Source organism: Pseudomonas sp. MF7453 (assembly GCF_016405455.1).
GTDB lineage: Bacteria > Pseudomonadota > Gammaproteobacteria > Pseudomonadales > Pseudomonadaceae > Aquipseudomonas > Aquipseudomonas paralactis.
In genome coordinates this window covers 144175-163303 of the sequence record NZ_JAEKCN010000004.1, presented here as the reverse complement: position 1 = coordinate 163303, position 19129 = coordinate 144175, and the positions used below count along the sequence as shown (strand labels likewise).

Below are 19129 nucleotides of genomic sequence, written 5' to 3'. Positions count from 1 at the left end.
ATTGCACGTCAAACGAGTTTTTCACTATAGCTTCACAAACCGACCACAGCGTCAGGGTGAAGATCGCGCCCATTGATCTAAGGAACCTGGACATGGGCTTTCTCAAAACGGCGCCAATGCGCTATCTGCTGTTGATAATCGGTGCATGGTTAGTGGTTTTCCTGCTCACTCGCAGCGTGTTGCTGGTGACTCACCTGAATGAAGTGGGCGGCAACTTGCTGCCAGTGTTTGGCGTGGGTCTGCTCTACGACTTGGGCTTTCTTGCCTATGCGGCCTTGCCGCTGGGCTTGTATTTGCTGCTCTGCCCGCCAGCACTGTGGCGCCGCCGCGGCCACCGCTGGTTCTTGCAGGCACTGCTGACGATCAGCCTGTTCGCCATGCTGTTCACCTCGGTGGCCGAATGGCTGTTCTGGGATGAGTTTGGCGTGCGCTTCAACTTTATCGCCGTCGATTACCTGGTGTATTCCGATGAGGTGCTCAACAACCTGCTGGAGTCTTACCCAATCGGCAAGTTGCTGAGTCTGCTGGCGATGCTGGCCGTCATCTTGAGCCTGGCCCTGCGTAAACCGTTCAATGCCGCCATGGCGGCACCGTTGCCGGCACTGCGTGGCCGCTTGGTCAACGCTCTGGGCCTGTTGGTGGTCGCCGGCCTCAGCCTGCAACTGATCAGCCAGGACAGCCCGCGTGCCCAGGGCGGTAACGCCTACAAAAACGAATTGGCCAGCAACGGCCCTTATCAATTCTTCGCCGCGTTCCGCAATAACGAACTGGACTACACCCAGTTCTATCAGAGCCTGCCCACCGATCTGGTCGCCCGGCAACTGCGCGCCGAACTCAGCGAACCCAATGCACGTTTTATCGACCCGGACCCGCTGGATATTCGCCGCGCCATCACCAACCCTGGAACACTGCGTAAACCCAACATCGTACTGGTGACCATCGAGAGCTTCAGCGCCAAGTACATGGGCAGTAACGGCGATCAACGCAACCTCACGCCGAACCTGGATGCGTTGCGCAAACAAAGCCTGTACTTCAATAACTTCTATGCCACCGGTACACGAACCGACCGGGGCCTGGAAGCCATTACGCTGGCGGTGCCACCCACGCCAGGTCGTTCGATCGTCAAGCGCATCGGCCGTGAAAGCGGGTTCGCCAGCCTCGGCCAACAACTTGCGGCCATCGGTTATGACAGCGTGTTTGTCTATGGCGGACGCGGTTACTTCGACAACATGAACGCGTTTTTCAGCGGCAATGGTTATCGGGTCGTGGACCAAAGCAGCGTGCCCGAGTCAGAAATCTCGTTTAAAAATGCCTGGGGCATGGCCGACGAAGACCTGTTCAAGCAGACCTTGAAACTGGCCGACGCCGACTACGCCAAGCAACAGCCGTTCTTGCTGCAACTGATGACCACCTCCAACCATCGTCCCTATACCTACCCGGATGGGCGCATCGATATCAAATCCGGCAAGGGCCGCGATGGTGCGGTGAAATACACCGACTACGCCATCAACCAGTTCCTTGAGGCTGCCCGCCAAAAGCCATGGTTCGATAACACCATTTTCGTGTTCGTCGCCGACCACACAGCCGGCAGCGCAGGCAAGGAAGACCTGCCGATCACCAACTACCAGATTCCTCTGTTTATCTATGCTCCCAAGCTGATCGACGCACGAGAGTCCGCACAGCTGGCCAGCCAGATCGACCTGGCGCCGACCTTGCTGGGCCTGATCAACCTGAGCTACGAGTCGACGTTCTTCGGCCGTAACCTGTTGCAAGACAACCCGCTGCCACCGCGAGTCGTGGTGGGCAACTACCAGCATTTGGGCTTGTTTGACGGCAAGGACCTGGCAATCCTCAGCCCGCGCCAAGGCTTGCGTCGCCATGACCAGGCCCTTGGAGCAAGCCAGGAGTTGCGCGTCGGTAGCGATGACCCATTGATCCAGCGGGCAATTACCTACTATCAGGCCGCCAGCTATGACTACAAACAGCAACTGCTGAGCTGGAAAGCGCCCAAGGAAGAGGCTCCAGCCTTAAGCAAACGCTAATCAAAAGTCCCGTGCAGGTGAGCAGGGGACTTTTTCACCAGGGTTCGTGATGAAATCCCCCTCCTCTTTACCGGTTTCCAAACCGCTTAATTTTTGGCTGTGCCTGGGCCTGCCTGCCGGCGCCGCAGTGGCCTTGCTGTTGCTGGAGCTGACCTCGCTGGATATGGACCTGGCCAGGCATTTCTATAGCGCAGAGGCTGGCGGCTTTATTGGCCGCTATAGCTTCTTCCTTGAAGACATCCTGCATGACCGTGCCAAGCAACTGGTGATCCTGTTTTCGGTGCTGGCGATTCTGGGGCTGGTCGGCAGCTTCATCCTGCAGCGACTCAAGCCGTACCGCCGTGAACTGGTGTGCCTGGTGCTGTCGCTGGGAATGGCGACGGCGTTCGTGTCGCCATTGAAAACCATCACCGCCGTGCAATGCCCCTGGAGCCTCAAGGAATTCGGCGGTCAGGAAACCTACAGCGAACTGCTCAGCCCGCGCCCGCCTACCGATAAACCTGGCCGCTGCTGGCCCGGCGGACATGCAGCCACCGGGTTTGCCTTGTTCGCCTGGTTCTTCGCCCTGAGAGATCGGCGGCCACGGCTGGCGCGCAACGCGTTCATATTCGCCGTCAGCCTGGGCAGCGTGTTTTCAATCAGCCGTATGCTGCAAGGGGCACACTTTTTCTCCCACAACGTGTGGACAGCGATTTTTTGCTGGCTGATTTGCCTGGGGCTGTATTGCTTGTTGCTGTACCGGCCTGCGCGGCAAGCCGTAGGGCCAGACAGTTAAACGGTCATAGCCTTCTGTAGGAGCGAGCTTTCTCGCGAAAAGCTTCAACGATAACGCGTGCTTGCTGAATGAACGCGGCGCCTTTGAGTTTTTCGCGAGCAAGCTCGCTCCTACAAAAAAGCCATTAGGGCTGCCTGCGAAAGCCAACGGTAACCACGATGCGAAGCGAGTCGCTCTTGAACTTGATCTGCTTGTGATCTTGATCTGGCTTTTGATCTTAGGCGCCCCGTTAAACCACGCTGGCCGAACGCAGGCTTGAATTCGTGGGTAACCCGGCAGGACGCCGGGTTAGCCGCCCCGCGCCATGGATGGCGCGTGGCGGCGGCCCACGGATTCAAGCCTGCGTTCGGGCACACCGAGCCCAAGCGAGGTGCCGAGTGGTGGGGCAAGAGCGTTTTGCTTACTTTTGTCTGGGCCGGCATTCCGGCTTTTCAAAAGTGAGCCGCTGTCAGAGCGGAACCCTAGGTGGCCGTTACCTAAATAACGGATATGTACCCGGTCCAACTGTGTTGACTGTCAGGCCGCCTTCGCGAGCAAGCCCACACATTGGGATCGCGGGGTGTCAGGGAGATTGCCGTCGGCTGGCAGGGCGTCATCGCAGGCAAGCCAGCTCCCACAGTTGGATCGCGGGGGTGTCTGGGAGAACTGCGCCAGTCACGGGAGCAAGCTCCCTCGCCACAGGTCCAGCATGCAACCGTGCATAAAAAAGCCCCGCCTGCATCACTGCAGGCGGGGCTTTTTATAGCGCCGGGTAAGGCTGGCTTACATCATGCCGCCCATGCCACCCATGCCGCCCATATCTGGCATACCGCCGCCAGCTGCGCCTTCGGCCTTCGGCTCGTCGGCGATTGCAGCTTCAGTGGTCAGGATCAGGCCACCGATGGAGGCTGCTGCCTGCAGCGCGGAACGAGTCACCTTGGTAGGGTCCAGGATGCCCATTTCGATCATGTCGCCGTAGATGCCAGTCGCAGCGTTGTAACCGTAGTTACCTTTGCCGTTCTTGACTTCGTTGACCACAACGCTTGGCTCGTCGCCGGAGTTGGCAGCGATCTGACGCAGCGGTGCTTCAACAGCACGACGCAGCACAGCGATACCGACGTTCTGGTCGGCGTTTTCGCCGGTCAGGTTAGTCAGCGCTTCCAGAGCACGGATCAGCGCAACGCCACCGCCAGGTACCACGCCTTCTTCAACGGCTGCACGGGTTGCGTGCAGGGCGTCTTCAACGCGGGCCTTCTTCTCTTTCATTTCAACTTCGGAACCAGCGCCAACCTTGATCACTGCAACGCCGCCGGACAGCTTGGCCAGGCGCTCTTGCAGTTTTTCACGGTCGTAATCCGAGGAAGTTTCGGCAACCTGTGCACGGATCTGCGCGATACGCGACTCGATGTCGCCTTCAACGCCAGCACCGTCAACGATGATGGTGTTTTCCTTGGAGATGGTCACGCGCTTGGCGCTACCCAGGTTTTCCAGGGTGGCGCTTTCCAGGCTCAGGCCGATCTCTTCGGAGATAACGGTACCGCCGGTCAATACGGCGATGTCCTGCAGCATGGCCTTGCGACGGTCGCCGAAGCCTGGAGCCTTGACGGCTGCAACCTTGACGATGCCACGCATGTTGTTCACAACCAGCGTCGCCAGGGCTTCGCCTTCAACGTCTTCGGAAACGATCAGCAATGGGCGGCCGGCTTTGGCAACGGCTTCCAGTACTGGCAGCATTTCGCGGATGTTGGAGATCTTCTTGTCGACCAGCAGGATCAGCGGGTTGTCCAGCTCGGCAACCATGGTCTCTGGCTTGTTGACGAAGTAAGGAGACAGGTAGCCACGGTCGAACTGCATGCCTTCTACAACCGACAGTTCGTTTTCCAGGCCCGAGCCTTCTTCAACGGTGATCACGCCTTCTTTACCGACTTTTTCCATGGCTTCGGCAATGATGTCACCGATGGAGCTGTCGGAGTTGGCGGAGATGGTGCCTACCTGAGCGATGGCCTTGGTGTCGGCGCATGGCTTGGACAGGTTTTTCAGCTCGGCAACGATGGCGACGGTCGCCTTGTCGATGCCACGCTTGAGGTCCATAGGGTTCATGCCGGCAGCAACGGCCTTGTAGCCCTCGTTGACGATCGCCTGAGCCAGTACGGTAGCAGTGGTGGTGCCGTCGCCTGCGTCATCGTTGGCACGGGAGGCAACGTCTTTGACCAGCTGCGCGCCCATGTTCTCGAAACGGTCTTTCAGTTCGATTTCTTTGGCGACGGAAACGCCGTCCTTGGTGATGGTCGGAGCGCCGAAGCTCTTCTCGATGATCACGTTACGGCCTTTCGGGCCCAGGGTCGCTTTTACCGCGTCAGCCAGGACGTTAACGCCTTTGAGCATTTTTTTACGGGCGGAATCGCCAAACAGAACTTCTTTAGCAGCCATGATCGATATTCCTTAAATACTTTGTAGTAACGGGAAAATTAGCGAGGAAATCAGTCTTCCAGAATGGCGAGAATTTCGTTCTCAGCCATGACCAGCAGGTCTTCGCCGTCTACTTTCACAGTGTTGCTGCCGGAGTAAGGGCCGAAAACAACCTTGTCACCCACTTTCACGGCCAGTGCGCGTACATCACCGTTCTCCAGGGTTTTGCCTGGGCCAGCAGCGACGATTACACCGTGGTTGGCTTTTTCAGCAGCCGAACCTGGCAGAACGATCCCGCCAGCGGTTTTCTTTTCTTCTTCGCTGCGACGGATTACGACGCGGTCGTGCAGAGGACGAAGCTTCATTGTCGATCTCTCCTAATTGTGTTTTTCATCGGCCGGTATCAATTCCGGCGGGTTAAATTCCGGCGGTGCCGGTCGCGGCTCGCAGGGCGAGACGCGGAAGTCTGTCTGATGTCACCACCAGAAACCTTGCGGTGACCGTTACATAAGGGCGCATGAGCTTATTACAAGGGGCCCGGGCGGAAATTTTTTCAGGTTACTCCCCGGGTAAATGCAACACGGCACCCGAAGGTGCCGTGCCAGTGAAGCGGTTATTTGTTGTCGCGGTGTTCGAACTCGCCTTCGATCACGTCACCTTCACGCCCCAGCGGTTGGCGCGGAGCCGGGCCGCCACGGGGTTGCAGGTCGTCGGCAAACGCGCGTTGGCGTATGGCCGCCTCTTCGGCGCGCTGACGCATCTTGCCGGCCAGCAGTTTGCGGGTAAAAGGCAGCAGCAGGACCAGGCCGAGCACGTCGCTGATAAAGCCCGGCAGGATCAGCAGGCCACCGGCCAGCGCCATCATCAGGCCCTCAAGCATGGTTTGGGCCGGCAGTTCGCCGCGGTTCAGGCTTTCACGGGCACGCAGCGCCGTGGCCAGGCCAGCCACGCGCAACACCAGAACGCCGAGCATGGAGCCTGCAATGATCAGCAACAGCGCCGGGAAGAACCCGATCGCACCGCTGACTTTAACGAATACGAACAGCTCCAGCACCGGGAACAGCAGAAAGAGCAATAAAAAAGGGCGCATCAAATGGTTCCTCAACGCAAGAATGCCTTGCCAGTTCACCTTAGATGACGTCGCCGTTGTGTGAATTCAAGCGCCTGCCGTGGTTTTTTTCGGCCACGCCTGGGCGTGAGCCAATGAAACCAGGGCCTCGCGTACTTGTGTCGGCGTATTGCAAGGCATCTCGAAAGGCAACCAATGCAAGCTTTGGCCAATACGCAGGTGCATGCCTTCGCTGTCGATGCCGGCCAACTGCGCAGGCTCGCTGGCAGGCAAGCCGCCGAGGTCGACGTAATGGGCAATGGCCTTGGCGTGATCGCTGTTCATGTGCTCGATCATGCTGCGCTCGGCCTTGCCCGCAAACGGATTGGCCAGGGTCAACTCGTCGACCCAGTGAATCGCGCCAAACCCACCGATATAACGGTGGCGCACCGGCTTGAGCACCCAGAAATCGAAATCATGGGCCTTGTGGTAGTTGGCCGAATCGGGAAAGTAGCGGTAGTAACGCTCGGCAGCCGCTTCAATGGCTGCGGCGTCTTCCAGCTTCTGGGCCTCGGCCAGGTAGGTCAGGCGCCCCACCGCCTGCACATCATCGGCCTCGCGTTCACCCACCAGCAGCGAGCACTTGGGATCTTTTTGCAGGTTATGGGTGTGCTGGGCGATGCGGCTGATCAGGATCAGCGGGCGGCCCTGCTCGTCGAGGCAGTAGGGCACGACCGAGCCGAAGGGAAAACCGGGCATGGCTTTGGATTGTGTGGACAAAGCCCCACGGTATTCCTTGAGCAACAGCTCTCGGGCGTTCTTGGCAACGTGCGCGCTCAACGTATGACTCCTCGGGTGTTCCGCCGCCCATGGCATATGGGAATGGATCTCAACACAAGGTAATCAATATCCGCGCAGGTTGCCAGAGTGGCCGCAGCTGCTTTTACCAGGCCACACCAAAGCCCGCGGTGTAGCGGGTCTTGCTCAGGCTGCTCTCGGAACTGCCGCTGACCTCGTTGCGTTCAGCCTTCAAGTTGAGCGAGGCCCATTCGGTGACCTTGTAGCGCAGGCCCATTTCCGCATCCAGGGAATATTCCGACGGCCCGGCAAGGGGCTTGCCCAATTCGCCGTTGGTGAAGAACTCAACAGTCTTGCCCACCAGGTAGCGGTTGTAGTTCCACTTCATGGCCAGGGAATAGAAGTTGTCCTTGCCGCCATCGGCATATTCATAATCGGTGCGGTTGACCAGCGAACCGAGGGAGAACGCGCCCAGTTCATCGTCCCAGAACTGATAGCCCGGGCCGGTACCGACAACGCGCTGACGCGCCAGGTCTTCGATCTTGTCGCGCTTGTAGGTCAGGCGGCCCTGCCAGAACCATTTCTCGGTGATGAAGCGGTCCAGGTTGTATTCCAGCGCCCAGTTATCGGTGGTGGTGATGTCGTCCTGGAACTCGCGGTTGTATTCACCCTTGCCCGTATGCCGCCACTGGCCGTGACGGGCCGAGGTTTTGAAGTCGATGTCGTAGTCGTTGGTGTCTTTGTCGGCGCGCTTGTAGTCCAGCGCCAGGTCGACGTTGCCCTTCCACACCAGATCTTCGATCACCGGTTTGGGCTTCATGATCTGTTGGATGCTTGCCAGCTCCACCGTCTTGGGCGCCTCGCCATTGGCCAGCACCACCTTGCCCTCGTCAGATGCCTGCAACGACTTGGCTTTTTCGCCGCTGTAGGCGTCCTGCTTGACCAGCAACTCCTGGTCGCTTTCCAGGGTCTTGACCTGCTTCCAGTCCACCGGGATCGATCCTGCATAGGTGGTTTGGATAAGCAATTTGCCACCGTCGAAGACTTTGATCTTGCCGGTCAGCCGGTCGCCGTTTTTCAACCAGACGGTATCGGCGAGTAAAGGCGTGGAAGCACTGAAAACAGCAAGGCATAACAGAGTTCTGGACAACATAAGCAGATACGGGGCTCAGGAGTGGCAAAAAAATGGGGGTTATAGTGTTACATGGCTAGAACTGACTCAAGGATTTATATTGAGTTCAATGCTCATCGTCATGTTTACAGACGTTTCTGACAAAACCGCGACGATCTCAACGGATATCCCCATAATGAAGCCACCCGCCGATGCGCCGCAAAGCCCCGCCGAAATGCGGCGTACCGCGCTGTACCTGACTTTGTCGCAAGTGCCCGAAGGCTGCGTGGTGAGCTATGGCGAGCTGGCTCACCTGGCGGGCCTGGGTCGTGCCGCCCGATGGGTCGGACGCACCCTGAGCCAGTTGCCCGAGGACACGCGATTACCCTGGCATCGGGTGCTGGGCGCCGGTGGCCGGATAAGTCTACCGGTGGGCAGCGCCTCGGGCGATGAACAACGTGCGCGTTTGCGTAGCGAAGGCGTCACTATCTTGAACAATCGTGTTGATATTCAGCGCCATGGCTGGCGTCCGGTAGAGCACAGCGGTTAGAGTGCGCGCTTTGTTTCCGCAAATCTGAGGCAGACTCCAGCCCATGCCCCGTAAAACCTGGCGCGCCGCGCTCGCCGCCTATGCCAGCCCCTCGACGTTAGTGCTGTTGTTGCTCGGCTTTGCCGCCGGCATGCCTTACATGTTGGTGTTCTCGACGCTTTCCGTGTGGCTGCGCGAGGCCGGCGTGGCCCGCGAGACCATCGGCTATGCAAGTTTGATCGGCCTGGCCTACGCGTTCAAATGGGTCTGGTCGCCGCTGCTCGATCAGTGGCGCCTGCCGCTGCTCGGCAAACTGGGGCGTCGTCGTTCCTGGTTGGTGCTGGCTCAGTCGCTGGTGATCCTCGGATTGATCGGCATGGGCTTTTGCGATCCGCAAAAACACTTGTCGTGGTTGATCGCCATTGCGGTGGTAGTCGCCTTTGCCTCGGCCACACAAGACATCGCCGTCGACGCCTACCGCCTGGAAATCGCCGATGACAGCCGCCAGGCCGCCCTGGCCGCGAGCTACATGTCCGGCTATCGCATCGCAGCTCTGCTGGCCACAGCGGGCGCGCTGTTCTTTGCCGAAGGCTTCGGCTCCACCGGTTTCAACTATAAACACTCGGCCTGGACCGGCACCTATGTGCTGTTCGGCGTGTTGATGGTGCCGGCGCTGCTGACCACCTTGCTCATGCGTGAACCCGATGTGCCCCTGCGCACCCAACTGCAGGCCGGGCGCTACAGCTTCGTGCACCAACTGGTGTCGGTGTTCGTACTGATCGTACTGTTGGTGTCGGTACCGGCGATGTTCACCCAGCTATACAACACCGACTTCGCCAGCGTGCTGTTCCAGGGCGTAAGCCTGTGGGAACTGCTGATGGAAGACCGCGCGTTCCTGCGCGCCATCCTCTATATCACCCTCACCGGCCTGTGCCTTTCGGCCATGGGCCGCCGGGGCCTGGCGCCGGTGCTGACGCCCGTCAACGACTTTATCCTGCGTTACCGCTGGCAGGCGCTGCTGCTGCTCGGGTTGATTGCCACCTATCGCATGTCCGACACGGTGATGGGCGTGATGGCCAACGTGTTCTACATCGACCAGGGCTTCACCAAGGACCAGATCGCCGGGGTGAGCAAGATCTTCGGCCTGATCATGACCCTGCTCGGCGCCGGCATGGGCGGCCTGTTGATCGTGCGGTTCGGGATCCTGCCGATCCTGTTCATCGGCGGCGTGGCCTCGGCCGGCACCAACCTTTTGTTCGTGATGCTCGCCGACATGGGCCCCGACCTGCAGATGCTGATTGTCACCATCTCCCTGGACAACTTCAGCTCGGGCATGGCCACCTCAGCCTTCGTGGCGTACCTGTCGAGCCTGACCAACCTCAAGTTCTCCGCGACCCAATATGCGTTGCTCAGCTCGATCATGCTGTTGCTGCCACGCCTGATCGGCGGGTATTCGGGGGTCATGGTGGAGAAGTTCGGTTATCACAACTTCTTTATGATCACTTGCCTGATGGGCGTGCCGACGCTGTTCCTGATTGCGCTGCACTGGTTCCAGGAGAACCGCCGCGCCCGGCTGAATCCGCCGCAGGAAGACTGATACGACTCGGTCAATGTGGGAGCTGGCTTGCCTGCGATAGCGAGGGTGAACCCAACGCCGCTATCGCTGGCAAGCCAGCTCCCACATAAGCGACGGTTACGACAGATACGCCCCGCCACCTCACGCCTGTACTCCAGCAGCAACCGCCCGTACAATCCCAAGTCATTTCAAGTCCAAGCAACCGACAACGGCCTACCATGCGTACCAGTCAATATTTGCTCGCCACACAGAAAGAAACGCCTTCCGACGCGGTTGTGATCAGCCATCAGCTGATGCTGCGCGCCGGTATGATCCGCAAACTGGCCTCGGGCCTGTACACCTGGTTGCCCATGGGCTTGAAGGTGATGCGCAAGGTCGAAGCCATCGTTCGCGAAGAAATGAACGCTGCCGGCTCTCTGGAAGTGTTGATGCCGAGCACGCAACCGGCTGAGTTGTGGCAGGAATCCGGGCGCTGGGAAGAGTACGGCCCCGAGTTGCTGCGCTTCAAGGACCGTCATGGCCGCGATTTCTGCGCCGGCCCGACCCATGAAGAAGTCATCACCGACCTGATGCGCAACGAGTTGAGCAGCTATAAACAGTTGCCGCTGAACCTGTATCAGATCCAGACCAAATTCCGTGACGAGATCCGCCCGCGCTTCGGTTTGATGCGTGGCCGTGAATTCATCATGAAGGACGCCTATTCGTTCCACGCCGACCAGGCTTCCCTGCAAGCGACCTACGATCGCATGCACCAGGCCTACTGCAACGTGTTCACGCGCCTGGGCTTGAAGTTCCGCCCGGTTGAAGCGGACAACGGCTCCATCGGCGGTGCCGGCTCCCACGAGTTCCACGTACTGGCCGAGTCCGGCGAAGACGATATCGTGTTCAGCAACGGCTCCGACTACGCGGCGAACATCGAAAAAGCCGAAGCCGTACCGCGTGAAACCTCGCGCCCAGCACCGACCGAAGAGCTGCGCCTGGTCGACACGCCAGACACCAAGACCATCGCGGCGCTGGTGGAGAAATTCAATCTGCCGATTGAAAAGACCATCAAGACCCTGATCGTGCGCGCTGAAGAAGAAGGCAAGCTGATCGCCCTGGTGATCCGTGGCGACCACGAGCTCAACGAAATCAAGGCCGCCAACCAGCCTGGCGTAGCCAGCCCGCTGGTCATGGCCACCGATACCGAACTGCGCGACGCCATTGGCGCCGGTGCAGGCTCCCTCGGCCCGCTGAACCTGCCGCTGCCGATCATCATCGACCGTTCCGTCGAGCTGATGAGCGACTTCGGTATCGGCGCGAACATCGACGACAAGCACTACTTCGGCGTGAACTGGGAGCGTGACCTGCCGGTTCCGACCGTGGCCGACCTGCGCAACGTCGTAGCGGGTGACCCAAGTCCGGATGGCAAAGGCACCCTGGAAATCAAGCGCGGCATCGAAGTCGGGCACATTTTCCAGCTGGGCAACAAGTACAGCAAGGCGATGAAGTGCGAAGTGCTGGGCGAGAACGGCAAGCCGATCACCCTGGACATGGGCTGCTACGGCATTGGCGTGTCCCGCGTGGTTGCCGCTGCCATCGAGCAGAACAACGACGAGAAAGGCATTATCTGGAGTGACGCTTTGGCGCCGTTCCAGGTGGCCCTGGTGCCGTTGCGCTATGAAACCGAGCAAGTACGCGAAGCCACCGACAAGCTGTACGCTGAACTGACCGCTGCCGGTTTTGAAGTGCTGCTTGATGACCGGGACAAGAAAACCAGCCCGGGCATCAAGTTCGCCGACATGGAACTGATTGGCATCCCGCACCGGATCGTGGTCAGTGACCGCGGCCTGGCTGATGGCAATCTGGAATACAAGAGCCGGACCGAAGCCGAAGCCCAACCGTTGCCGGTGGCTGACGTGCTGTCTTTCCTTCAGGCGCGTATTCGTCGCTGAAAACCAGATCAAGAGAAGTCATGTTCAAGCGAAACACCAGAGCCCTGGGGGGCGCCGTCTTGTGCGGCGCCCTGCTGGTCAGCGGCTGCGCCAATCAGATGTCGCAACGCAGTGAGCACGAGGAGCGGGTCGAGCGTAAGTTGCTCGACCACAGCCTGCAGATCGATGTAGGCGAACCCAAAGTGCTGGAGCTGCCGCAACGCCGAGTTCGCATTCATGAGCAAAAGACCTTCGAGGTCACCGAATTCGAAGTCACCCGTCGTTACGATCGCTACACGCCCTACCAACCCTGGCGCAAACTCTATGAGATGCCGCTGGGTGCCGTGGCGTTAGTGGCAGGCGTGGGTGCCAACGTGGCGAATATCTTCGCCCTCGGCAACCTGCCCACGAGCGTGACGCGAGACTGGCTGAGCTACGGCGTGGACGGCATCAACCCGTTCATGAACGTGCAATCCCACGGCCGTGCGCAACAGAACCTGGCGGCTATCGATGAAGTCCAGCGTGACAAGCGCCTGGAGTATTCGAGCCTGCCATGGAGCGAGCGCCCGGTACAAGTCACTGCCGGCAAGCAGACCCATGAGCTGACCACCGACCGCAACGGCGTCCTGCGCCTGAACCTGTTGGACAGCCCCTTTGCCGAGCAGGACCTGAACCGCGTCACCACCTTGAAGATCAGCGTGGAAGATGGCCAGGACGACGTGCATACGGACTCGACCCTGGCGGTCAGCAACTCCCTGCGCGGCAAATTGCTGGAAGCCCATGCCCTGATCTACGACGACCTGGAAGATGACGAAGTGAACCAGTGGGTGCACCGCGTCAAGCGCCTGTCGGAGTTGGGCCTGGAAGAAGAAGCCAGCGAACTGGAACAAAGCCTGATCGAACTGACGCGCAATGATCCGGAATTGCAGCAGGAGTTTGTGCAAGCGCTGACCAAGGATGCGGGGCGACTCGTCGCAGACCCTGGCGTACGCTGAGCTCTCAAAGTTTGCACAGGACAATGTGGGAGGGGGCTTGCCCCCTCCCACATTTAGATCCCCTACATTCTTTAATCCCGGTTTCTACCAGGAAAATTCGAGCTGTTCGTTGCCGCCGCTCAGGTCCAGCAACCGCACCCCAATCCCCAGCAACCGCACCGGCTTGCCCCCACGGTTAAACGCCTGGGTCATCAACTGCTGATAACTCTCCAGATCCCGCCCTGCCCCCGCCTGCTCCAGCGTCGTCTGGGTAAAGTCATGAAACTTCACTTTCACGAACGGTTTGCCGGCCCGGTAGCTGCTGTCGATACGTGCCATGCGCCCGGCCAGGGTGTCCATCAGCTCCGGCAGTTTGGCCAGGCAGCTTGAAAGATCCGGCAAGTCCACATCGTAGGTATTTTCCACGCTGATCGATTGCCGACGGCTGTCGTTTTGCACCACGCGGTCATCAATCCCACGGGCCAGGCTCCAGAGTCGTTCGCCAAAACTGCCGAATTCGCGCACCAACGCCAGCTTGTTCCACTCGCGCAACTGCAAGCAGTCTTCGATGCCCAGGCGCGCAAGCTTGTCGGCGGTGACCTTGCCAACCCCGTGCAGCTTGCTGACCCGCAACTGCGAGACAAAGTCTTCGACCTGGCCCGGGGTAATCACAAACAGGCCGTTGGGCTTTTTCCAGTCGCTGGCAATCTTGGCCAAGAACTTGTTCGGCGCCACGCCGGCCGACACGGTGATATGCAGTTGGTTGGAGACCCGGCGACGGATGTCCTGGGCGATACGCGTGGCACTGCCGTTAAAATGCGGACTGTCGGAGACGTCGAGGTAGGCTTCATCCAGCGACAACGGCTCGATCAGGTCGGTGTAGTCGCGAAAGATCGTCTGAATTTCCTTCGACGCTTCCTTATAGGCATCCATGCGCGGTTTGACGATGGTCAGGTCGGGACACAGCTTCAGGGCATGGCGCGACGACATCGCAGAACGAACCCCATACGCACGCGCTTCGTAGTTGCAGGTAGCGATCACCCCCCGCCGGTCCGCCGAGCCGCCCACAGCCAAGGGTTTTTGCGCCAGGCTCGGGTCGTCACGCATCTCGATGGCGGCGTAGAAGCAATCACAGTCGACGTGGATGATTTTGCGCTGCGTCATATAAACGGGGTGTGGACCAACGGGTGGTCAGTATCGCATTCACCCCTGTATATAGCACCAGTAGTTTGATTCTTCCTTCCAAGTGGTAGGAAGTTTCCATGATGAATTTATTTTCTCAATCGAATCCAAGCTTCCGATAGAGCTGAAAGCCTCGGCCCGACTGGCCCCGAGCGCTTCAAGATCATGCCTTGGAGAGCTAACCGATTGAACCACAAGCGCTTTTGTTTGATTTACAGGTTGACACACTCGCGTTCCTCTGTAGAATGCCGACACACAGACGCGGGATGGAGCAGTCTGGTAGCTCGTCGGGCTCATAACCCGAAGGTCGTCGGTTCAAATCCGGCTCCCGCAACCAAACATCAAAAAAGGCTACTCGAAAGAGTGGCCTTTTTTGTGCGCGCCCGTTTTCTCCCATTGCGCCTGAAAACACCGCCAACACCTTGATTTCAGAATAATTCGCACTTATTTGTGCCATCGGCTCATTAACGGTTGACACCTCGCCATTGCGCTGTAGAATGCCGCCCACAGACGCGGGATGGAGCAGTCTGGTAGCTCGTCGGGCTCATAACCCGAAGGTCGTCGGTTCAAATCCGGCTCCCGCAACCAAACATCAAAAAAGGCTACTCGAAAGAGTGGCCTTTTTTGTATCCGGCGAAAAAGTTCTTCTGAAACAATGGCATGGCATCTTTCATGAAACCGTAGTCGGTTTGTAGAGTCCATCTCATTGCACGCTATGCTCAATGCTCAAGCACTGCCCTCTACGACCAATGGCCGCAGTCGCCGCCCCCGGTGATCCGCGTTAATATTTGTAATTATTTTGTCCATAGGGATTGGTAACTTGGCTGGATACCCCCATCCTGTCGCGCACAATCCACGAGGTGATTGATGCGCGCCAACTCGTCTGAACCACAAGACACCGTCACAGCAGAACAACCGATCACGCCGACCCGTTTACGTTGGCTGGATTTGTTGAGCAAGTATCGCCAGCCCATTGGCCTGGCCGTCACGCTGCTGCTGTTTGCAATCGCCCTGATCGCCTGCCGCCATCTGCTGCTGGAGCTGGACCTCTACGCACTCCACGATTCGATTCTGGAAGTGCCCAAGCCAGCCTTGCTCGGTGCGTTTGCAGCGGCGGTTGCAGGCTTCATTATCCTGCTCGGTTATGAATTTTCCGGCGCACGCTATGCCGGGGTGAAGTTACCCGCCAGAACCCTGGCCCTGGGTGGTTTCACCGCCTTTGCCATCGGTAACGCCATTGGCTTGTCGATGCTCTCGGGCGGTTCGGTGCGCTACCGTTTATATGCCCGCCACGGCATCGGCGCATCGGAAGTGGCGCACATGACCGTGTTCGCCAGCCTCGCTCTGGGCTGCGCCCTGCCGCCACTGGCCGCATTGGCGACGCTGAGCAATTTGCCGGCGGCTTCGACTTACCTGCATTTACCGCAAAGCCTGCTCGGGGGTGTTTCCGGCGCAGTATTAGTGCTGTCGGCCATGCTGTGCGTCGGTATCTATCGCCGCCGCCTGCCGGAACAACCCTACCCCGACAACCTGCTGGTCAAGGCCGGTCGCCGTACCCTGCGCCTGCCGGGCCGACGCCTGACCTTTCTGCAACTGATCATCACCGCCCTCGACGTGGCCGCCGCCGCTGGCGTCCTTTATATGCTGTTGCCGGAGGCACCGCCCTTCGGCCCGTTCCTGCTGGTATACCTGCTGGCCCTGGCCGCCGGCGTGCTTAGCCATGTGCCGGGGGGCGTGGGTGTATTCGAAGCGATCCTGCTGGCGGCCTTCGCCGACAAACTCGGTGCCGCGCCCCTGGCCGCCGCCTTGCTGCTGTACCGGATGATCTACGTGGTGCTGCCGCTGTTGATCGCCTGTGTGTTCCTGCTGGTCAACGAGGCCCAGCGCCTGTTCCAGACCCAACAGAGCCTGCGGGTAGCGTCGGGGCTGGCAGCGCCGGTATTGGCCGTCCTGGTTTTTTTGTCCGGCGTGGTCCTGCTGTTTTCCGGCGCCACGCCAGAGATCGACTCACGCCTGGAAAACATCGGCTTCCTGATTCCCCACCGCCTGATTGACGCTTCGCACTTTGGTGCCAGCCTGATCGGCGTGTTGTGCCTGCTGCTCGCCCAGGGCCTGCGTCGACGTTTGTCGGCGGCCTGGATGCTGACCATGGTGTTGCTGCTGGTGGGCGCCCTGCTCTCGCTGCTCAAGGGTTTCGACTGGGAAGAAGCCAGCCTGATGACCATGACCGCGGTGCTGCTGGCGATCTTTCGCCGCTCGTTCTACCGCGCCAGCCGCTTGACCGAACTGCCGTTTTCGCCGCTGTACCTGGTGGCCAGTGTCTGCGTGCTCGGCGCTTCGATCTGGCTGCTGCTGTTCGCCTATCAGGATGTGCCTTACAGCCATCAACTGTGGTGGCAGTTCACCCTCGACGCCAACGCCCCGCGCGGCTTGCGCTCGTTGCTGGGCGCCGCGGTACTGCTGGTGATCGTGTCGCTGACCTGGCTGCTGCGCACGGCGCGCCCGGTCATCCACTTGCCGACCCCGCAAGAACTGGAGCGCGCCAGCAAGATCCTGATGGCCTCGTCCCAACCCGACGGCGGCCTGGCGCTCACCGGCGACAAGGCCCTGCTGTTTCACCCCAACGATGAAGCCTTCCTGATGTACGCCCGTCGCGGGCGCAGCCTGGTGGCCTTGTACGACCCGATCGGCCCGACCCAGCCGCGCGCCGAGATGATCTGGCAGTTCCGTGATCTGTGTGACATCCACCACGCCCGCCCAGTGTTCTACCAGGTACGCGCCGAGAACCTGCCGTACTACATGGACATCGGCCTCACCGCGATCAAACTGGGTGAGGAAGCCCGGGTCGATCTGAAACGCTTTGACCTTGAAGCCAAGGGCAAAGAGATGAAGGATTTGCGCTACACCTGGAACCGTGGCACCCGCGACGGCCTGTCCCTGGAAATCTTCGAACCCGGCCAGGCGCCGATGGATGAATTAAAAGTCATCTCCGATGCCTGGCTTACAGGTAAGAATGTGCGCGAAAAGGGCTTCTCTCTGGGCCGTTTCAGCGACGACTACCTCAAGCACTTTCGTATCGCGATCATTCGCTTTGAAGGGCGCCCGGTAGCCTTCGCCAACCTGCTTGAGACTTACAATCACGACCTGGCCAGCCTTGACCTGATGCGCGCCCACCCCGACGCGCCCAAGCTGACCATGGAATTCATGATGGTAGGCCTGATTCAACATTATAAGAGCCACGGCTACGCCCGCTTCAGCCTCGGCATGGTGCCGTTGTCGGGCTTGCAACCGCGCCGTGGCGCACCGCTGACCCAGCGCCTGGGTTCGATGGTGTTCCGCCGTGGCGAGCAACTGTATAACTTCCAAGGTTTGCGCCGCTTCAAAGACAAGTTCCAGCCCGACTGGGAACCCCGTTACATGGCCGTGCCCGCAGGACTTGATCCGCTGGTGGCACTGGCCGATACCGCCGCCCTGATCGCGGGCGGCTTGACTGGATTGGTGAAACGCTGATGATTCGACGCTCCTGGCGGTATGTATTGGCCTTTGTAGTGCTGCTTGCGCTGATCGCGGCGGGTGGCTTTTGGTACTGGAACCGCCCTGCCCCGCAACCGACCCTGGAGCAATTGCCCCAGGCCGACGGCTCGGTAATGACCCGCGTCACCCCCGCAAGCGCCGCCAAAGCCCGTGTGGCCGTGGCCGTGCTGGCCGACGAAGCCCTGACCGACAGTCAGCTGGTTGCCCTGAGCCAGGGCGGCGCAGCGCAAATCGTTCAAGTGATCCTGCCCAAGGATGACTGCAAGCTGCAGGAACAAGCCCTGCAAGGCGCCCTGGCGCAGCTCAAAGGCCCGGCAACCCTGGTCAGCGGCATCGGCCCTGGCGCTGCGCTCGCCTGGCGCTGGCTGGCCACTCAGAATGATGACAAGGCTAACGCGATCTCCGTGGGCTTTGCCCTGAAACAGGAAGGCTGCAACGACCCGCTGCCCAAAGCCTCTGCCCATGGCAACTGGCTGGTGGCGTGGAACGACAACCCGGACGATGAAAGCGCCAGCTTCGTACGTGACACACCGCGTGCCACCACCAGCATCAGCGACTACGACATTCATTACCCGCAAGTGCTGAACAATGAACTGCGCAAGCAACTGGTCGGTTCGGACAACGGCGGCCTGGCGATTCCGGTGGTGGAAGTGCCTGCCGGCCAAGCCAAGGACACCGTGACCCTGTTCCTCTCCGGTGACGGCGGCTGGCGTGACCTGGACCGCGACGTGGCGGGCGAGATGGCGAAGATCGGCTACCCGGTGGTCGGCATCGACACCCTGCGCTACTACTGGCAGCACAAGACGCCGGAGCAAAGCGCCAAGGACCTCACCGAACTGATGCAACACTACCGGCAAAAGTGGGGCACCAAGCGCTTCGTACTGACCGGTTATTCGTTCGGCGCCGATGTACTGCCGGCGATCTACAACCGGATGCCGGAAAACGAACAACAGCGCGTCGACGCAATCATCCTGCTGGCATTTGCGCGCACTGGCAGCTTTGAAATCGAAGTGGAAGGCTGGCTGGGCAACGCCGGCAAAGAAGCCGCCACCGGCCCGGAAATGGCCAAGCTGCCGCCTGAGAAAGTCGTGTGCATCTATGGTGCAGAAGAGGTCGACGAGAGTGGCTGCACCGACAAGACCGCCGTTGGCGAAGCCATGAAGCTGCCGGGCGGGCATCACTTCGATGAAAACTACCCGGCGCTGGCCAAGCGGTTGGTGGATATTATCGTCAAGCATCAGGCCAAAGCCGAATAGCTC

Annotated in this window: 14 protein-coding genes and 2 tRNA genes; 10 read left to right on the top strand and 6 right to left on the bottom strand. The window is 59.7% G+C overall.

What is annotated here, in order from left to right; translation table 11 throughout:
• Window positions 1–92 precede the first annotated feature (92 nt).
• On the top strand, window positions 93–2042 hold the full coding sequence (locus JFT63_RS08580) for an LTA synthase family protein (protein ID WP_057703861.1): 1950 nt from the start codon (window positions 93–95) through the stop codon (window positions 2040–2042).
• Window positions 2043–2091: 49 nt separating this feature from the next.
• Window positions 2092–2817, top strand: coding sequence for a phosphatase PAP2 family protein (locus JFT63_RS08575; protein WP_198843775.1), 726 nt, complete (start codon window positions 2092–2094; stop codon window positions 2815–2817).
• 762 nt (window positions 2818–3579) lie between these two features.
• Here JFT63_RS08575 and groL read toward each other — a convergent pair.
• The 5 genes from groL to JFT63_RS08550 all read right to left on the bottom strand — a co-directional run bounded on the left by groL (window position 3580) and on the right by JFT63_RS08550 (window position 8204).
• Complete coding sequence (gene groL / locus JFT63_RS08570; protein WP_057703864.1) at window positions 3580–5226, bottom strand: chaperonin GroEL; 1647 nt, start codon at window positions 5224–5226, stop codon at window positions 3580–3582.
• Between the two features lie 50 nt (window positions 5227–5276).
• Window positions 5277–5570 carry a co-chaperone GroES gene (locus JFT63_RS08565; RefSeq protein ID WP_057703865.1) on the bottom strand — a complete coding sequence of 98 codons (294 nt, stop codon included), beginning with the start codon at window positions 5568–5570 and terminating at the stop codon, window positions 5277–5279.
• A gap of 248 nt (window positions 5571–5818) precedes the next feature.
• Entirely contained in the window at window positions 5819–6295 is a 477-nt protein-coding gene (locus tag JFT63_RS08560) for an FxsA family protein (protein WP_032879654.1), read from the bottom strand.
• A gap of 66 nt (window positions 6296–6361) precedes the next feature.
• On the bottom strand, window positions 6362–7093 hold the full coding sequence (locus JFT63_RS08555; RefSeq protein WP_198843774.1) for a HugZ family pyridoxamine 5'-phosphate oxidase: 732 nt from the start codon (window positions 7091–7093) through the stop codon (window positions 6362–6364).
• 103 nt (window positions 7094–7196) lie between these two features.
• Complete coding sequence (locus tag JFT63_RS08550) at window positions 7197–8204, bottom strand: DUF481 domain-containing protein (protein ID WP_057703867.1); 1008 nt, start codon at window positions 8202–8204, stop codon at window positions 7197–7199.
• A 154-nt stretch (window positions 8205–8358) separates the two neighbouring features.
• Here JFT63_RS08550 and JFT63_RS08545 point away from each other — a divergent pair, with 154 nt between their 5' ends.
• The 4 genes from JFT63_RS08545 to JFT63_RS08530 all read left to right on the top strand — a co-directional run bounded on the left by JFT63_RS08545 (window position 8359) and on the right by JFT63_RS08530 (window position 13175).
• The gene (locus tag JFT63_RS08545) at window positions 8359–8712 is read left to right on the top strand and encodes an MGMT family protein (protein WP_057703868.1); all 354 of its coding nucleotides are present in this window, start codon (window positions 8359–8361) and stop codon (window positions 8710–8712) included.
• Between the two features lie 43 nt (window positions 8713–8755).
• Window positions 8756–10288 carry an AmpG family muropeptide MFS transporter gene (locus tag JFT63_RS08540; RefSeq protein WP_057703869.1) on the top strand — a complete coding sequence of 511 codons (1533 nt, stop codon included), beginning with the start codon at window positions 8756–8758 and terminating at the stop codon, window positions 10286–10288.
• Window positions 10289–10485: 197 nt separating this feature from the next.
• Window positions 10486–12201 carry a proline--tRNA ligase gene (locus tag JFT63_RS08535; protein WP_057703870.1) on the top strand — a complete coding sequence of 572 codons (1716 nt, stop codon included), beginning with the start codon at window positions 10486–10488 and terminating at the stop codon, window positions 12199–12201.
• 20 nt (window positions 12202–12221) lie between these two features.
• Window positions 12222–13175: a hypothetical protein gene (locus JFT63_RS08530; protein ID WP_198843773.1), complete on the top strand. Its 954-nt coding sequence runs from the start codon at window positions 12222–12224 to the stop codon at window positions 13173–13175.
• 84 nt (window positions 13176–13259) lie between these two features.
• On the opposite strand, the gene dinB is transcribed toward JFT63_RS08530, so the two are convergent.
• Window positions 13260–14318 (bottom strand): DNA polymerase IV, encoded by a 1059-nt coding sequence (gene dinB / locus JFT63_RS08525; RefSeq protein WP_198843772.1) that lies wholly within the window; start codon window positions 14316–14318, stop codon window positions 13260–13262.
• Window positions 14319–14596: 278 nt separating this feature from the next.
• Between dinB and JFT63_RS08520 the strand changes: the two genes are divergently transcribed.
• From JFT63_RS08520 to JFT63_RS08505, 4 genes are all read left to right on the top strand, one after another.
• Window positions 14597–14673 (top strand) — tRNA-Met (locus tag JFT63_RS08520).
• Window positions 14674–14847: 174 nt separating this feature from the next.
• Window positions 14848–14924 (top strand) — tRNA-Met (locus tag JFT63_RS08515).
• Window positions 14925–15203: 279 nt separating this feature from the next.
• The gene (gene mprF / locus JFT63_RS08510) at window positions 15204–17846 is read left to right on the top strand and encodes a bifunctional lysylphosphatidylglycerol flippase/synthetase MprF (RefSeq protein ID WP_198843771.1); all 2643 of its coding nucleotides are present in this window, start codon (window positions 15204–15206) and stop codon (window positions 17844–17846) included.
• The gene (locus JFT63_RS08505) at window positions 17846–19126 is read left to right on the top strand and encodes a virulence factor family protein (protein WP_057703874.1); all 1281 of its coding nucleotides are present in this window, start codon (window positions 17846–17848) and stop codon (window positions 19124–19126) included. The genes mprF and JFT63_RS08505 overlap by 1 nt, the downstream gene beginning before the upstream one ends.
• Window positions 19127–19129: the final 3 nt, after the last annotated feature.

Excerpts from the sequence above, each read along its gene's own strand:
- JFT63_RS08530 (WP_198843773.1), top strand. The coding sequence starts at position 12,222 with ATGTTCAAGCGAAACACCAGAGCCCTGGGGGGCGCCGTCTTGTGCGGC.
- JFT63_RS08580 (WP_057703861.1), top strand. The coding sequence starts at position 93 with ATGGGCTTTCTCAAAACGGCGCCAATGCGCTATCTGCTGTTGATAATC.
- JFT63_RS08575 (WP_198843775.1), top strand. The coding sequence starts at position 2,092 with ATGAAATCCCCCTCCTCTTTACCGGTTTCCAAACCGCTTAATTTTTGG.
- JFT63_RS08545 (WP_057703868.1), top strand. The coding sequence starts at position 8,359 with ATGAAGCCACCCGCCGATGCGCCGCAAAGCCCCGCCGAAATGCGGCGT.
- JFT63_RS08540 (WP_057703869.1), top strand. The coding sequence starts at position 8,756 with ATGCCCCGTAAAACCTGGCGCGCCGCGCTCGCCGCCTATGCCAGCCCC.
- mprF (WP_198843771.1), top strand. The coding sequence starts at position 15,204 with ATGCGCGCCAACTCGTCTGAACCACAAGACACCGTCACAGCAGAACAA.
- groL (WP_057703864.1), bottom strand. The coding sequence starts at position 5,226 with ATGGCTGCTAAAGAAGTTCTGTTTGGCGATTCCGCCCGTAAAAAAATG.
- JFT63_RS08560 (WP_032879654.1), bottom strand. The coding sequence starts at position 6,295 with ATGCGCCCTTTTTTATTGCTCTTTCTGCTGTTCCCGGTGCTGGAGCTG.
- JFT63_RS08505 (WP_057703874.1), top strand. The coding sequence starts at position 17,846 with ATGATTCGACGCTCCTGGCGGTATGTATTGGCCTTTGTAGTGCTGCTT.
- JFT63_RS08535 (WP_057703870.1), top strand. The coding sequence starts at position 10,486 with ATGCGTACCAGTCAATATTTGCTCGCCACACAGAAAGAAACGCCTTCC.
- JFT63_RS08550 (WP_057703867.1), bottom strand. The coding sequence starts at position 8,204 with ATGTTGTCCAGAACTCTGTTATGCCTTGCTGTTTTCAGTGCTTCCACG.
- JFT63_RS08565 (WP_057703865.1), bottom strand. The coding sequence starts at position 5,570 with ATGAAGCTTCGTCCTCTGCACGACCGCGTCGTAATCCGTCGCAGCGAA.
- dinB (WP_198843772.1), bottom strand. The coding sequence starts at position 14,318 with ATGACGCAGCGCAAAATCATCCACGTCGACTGTGATTGCTTCTACGCC.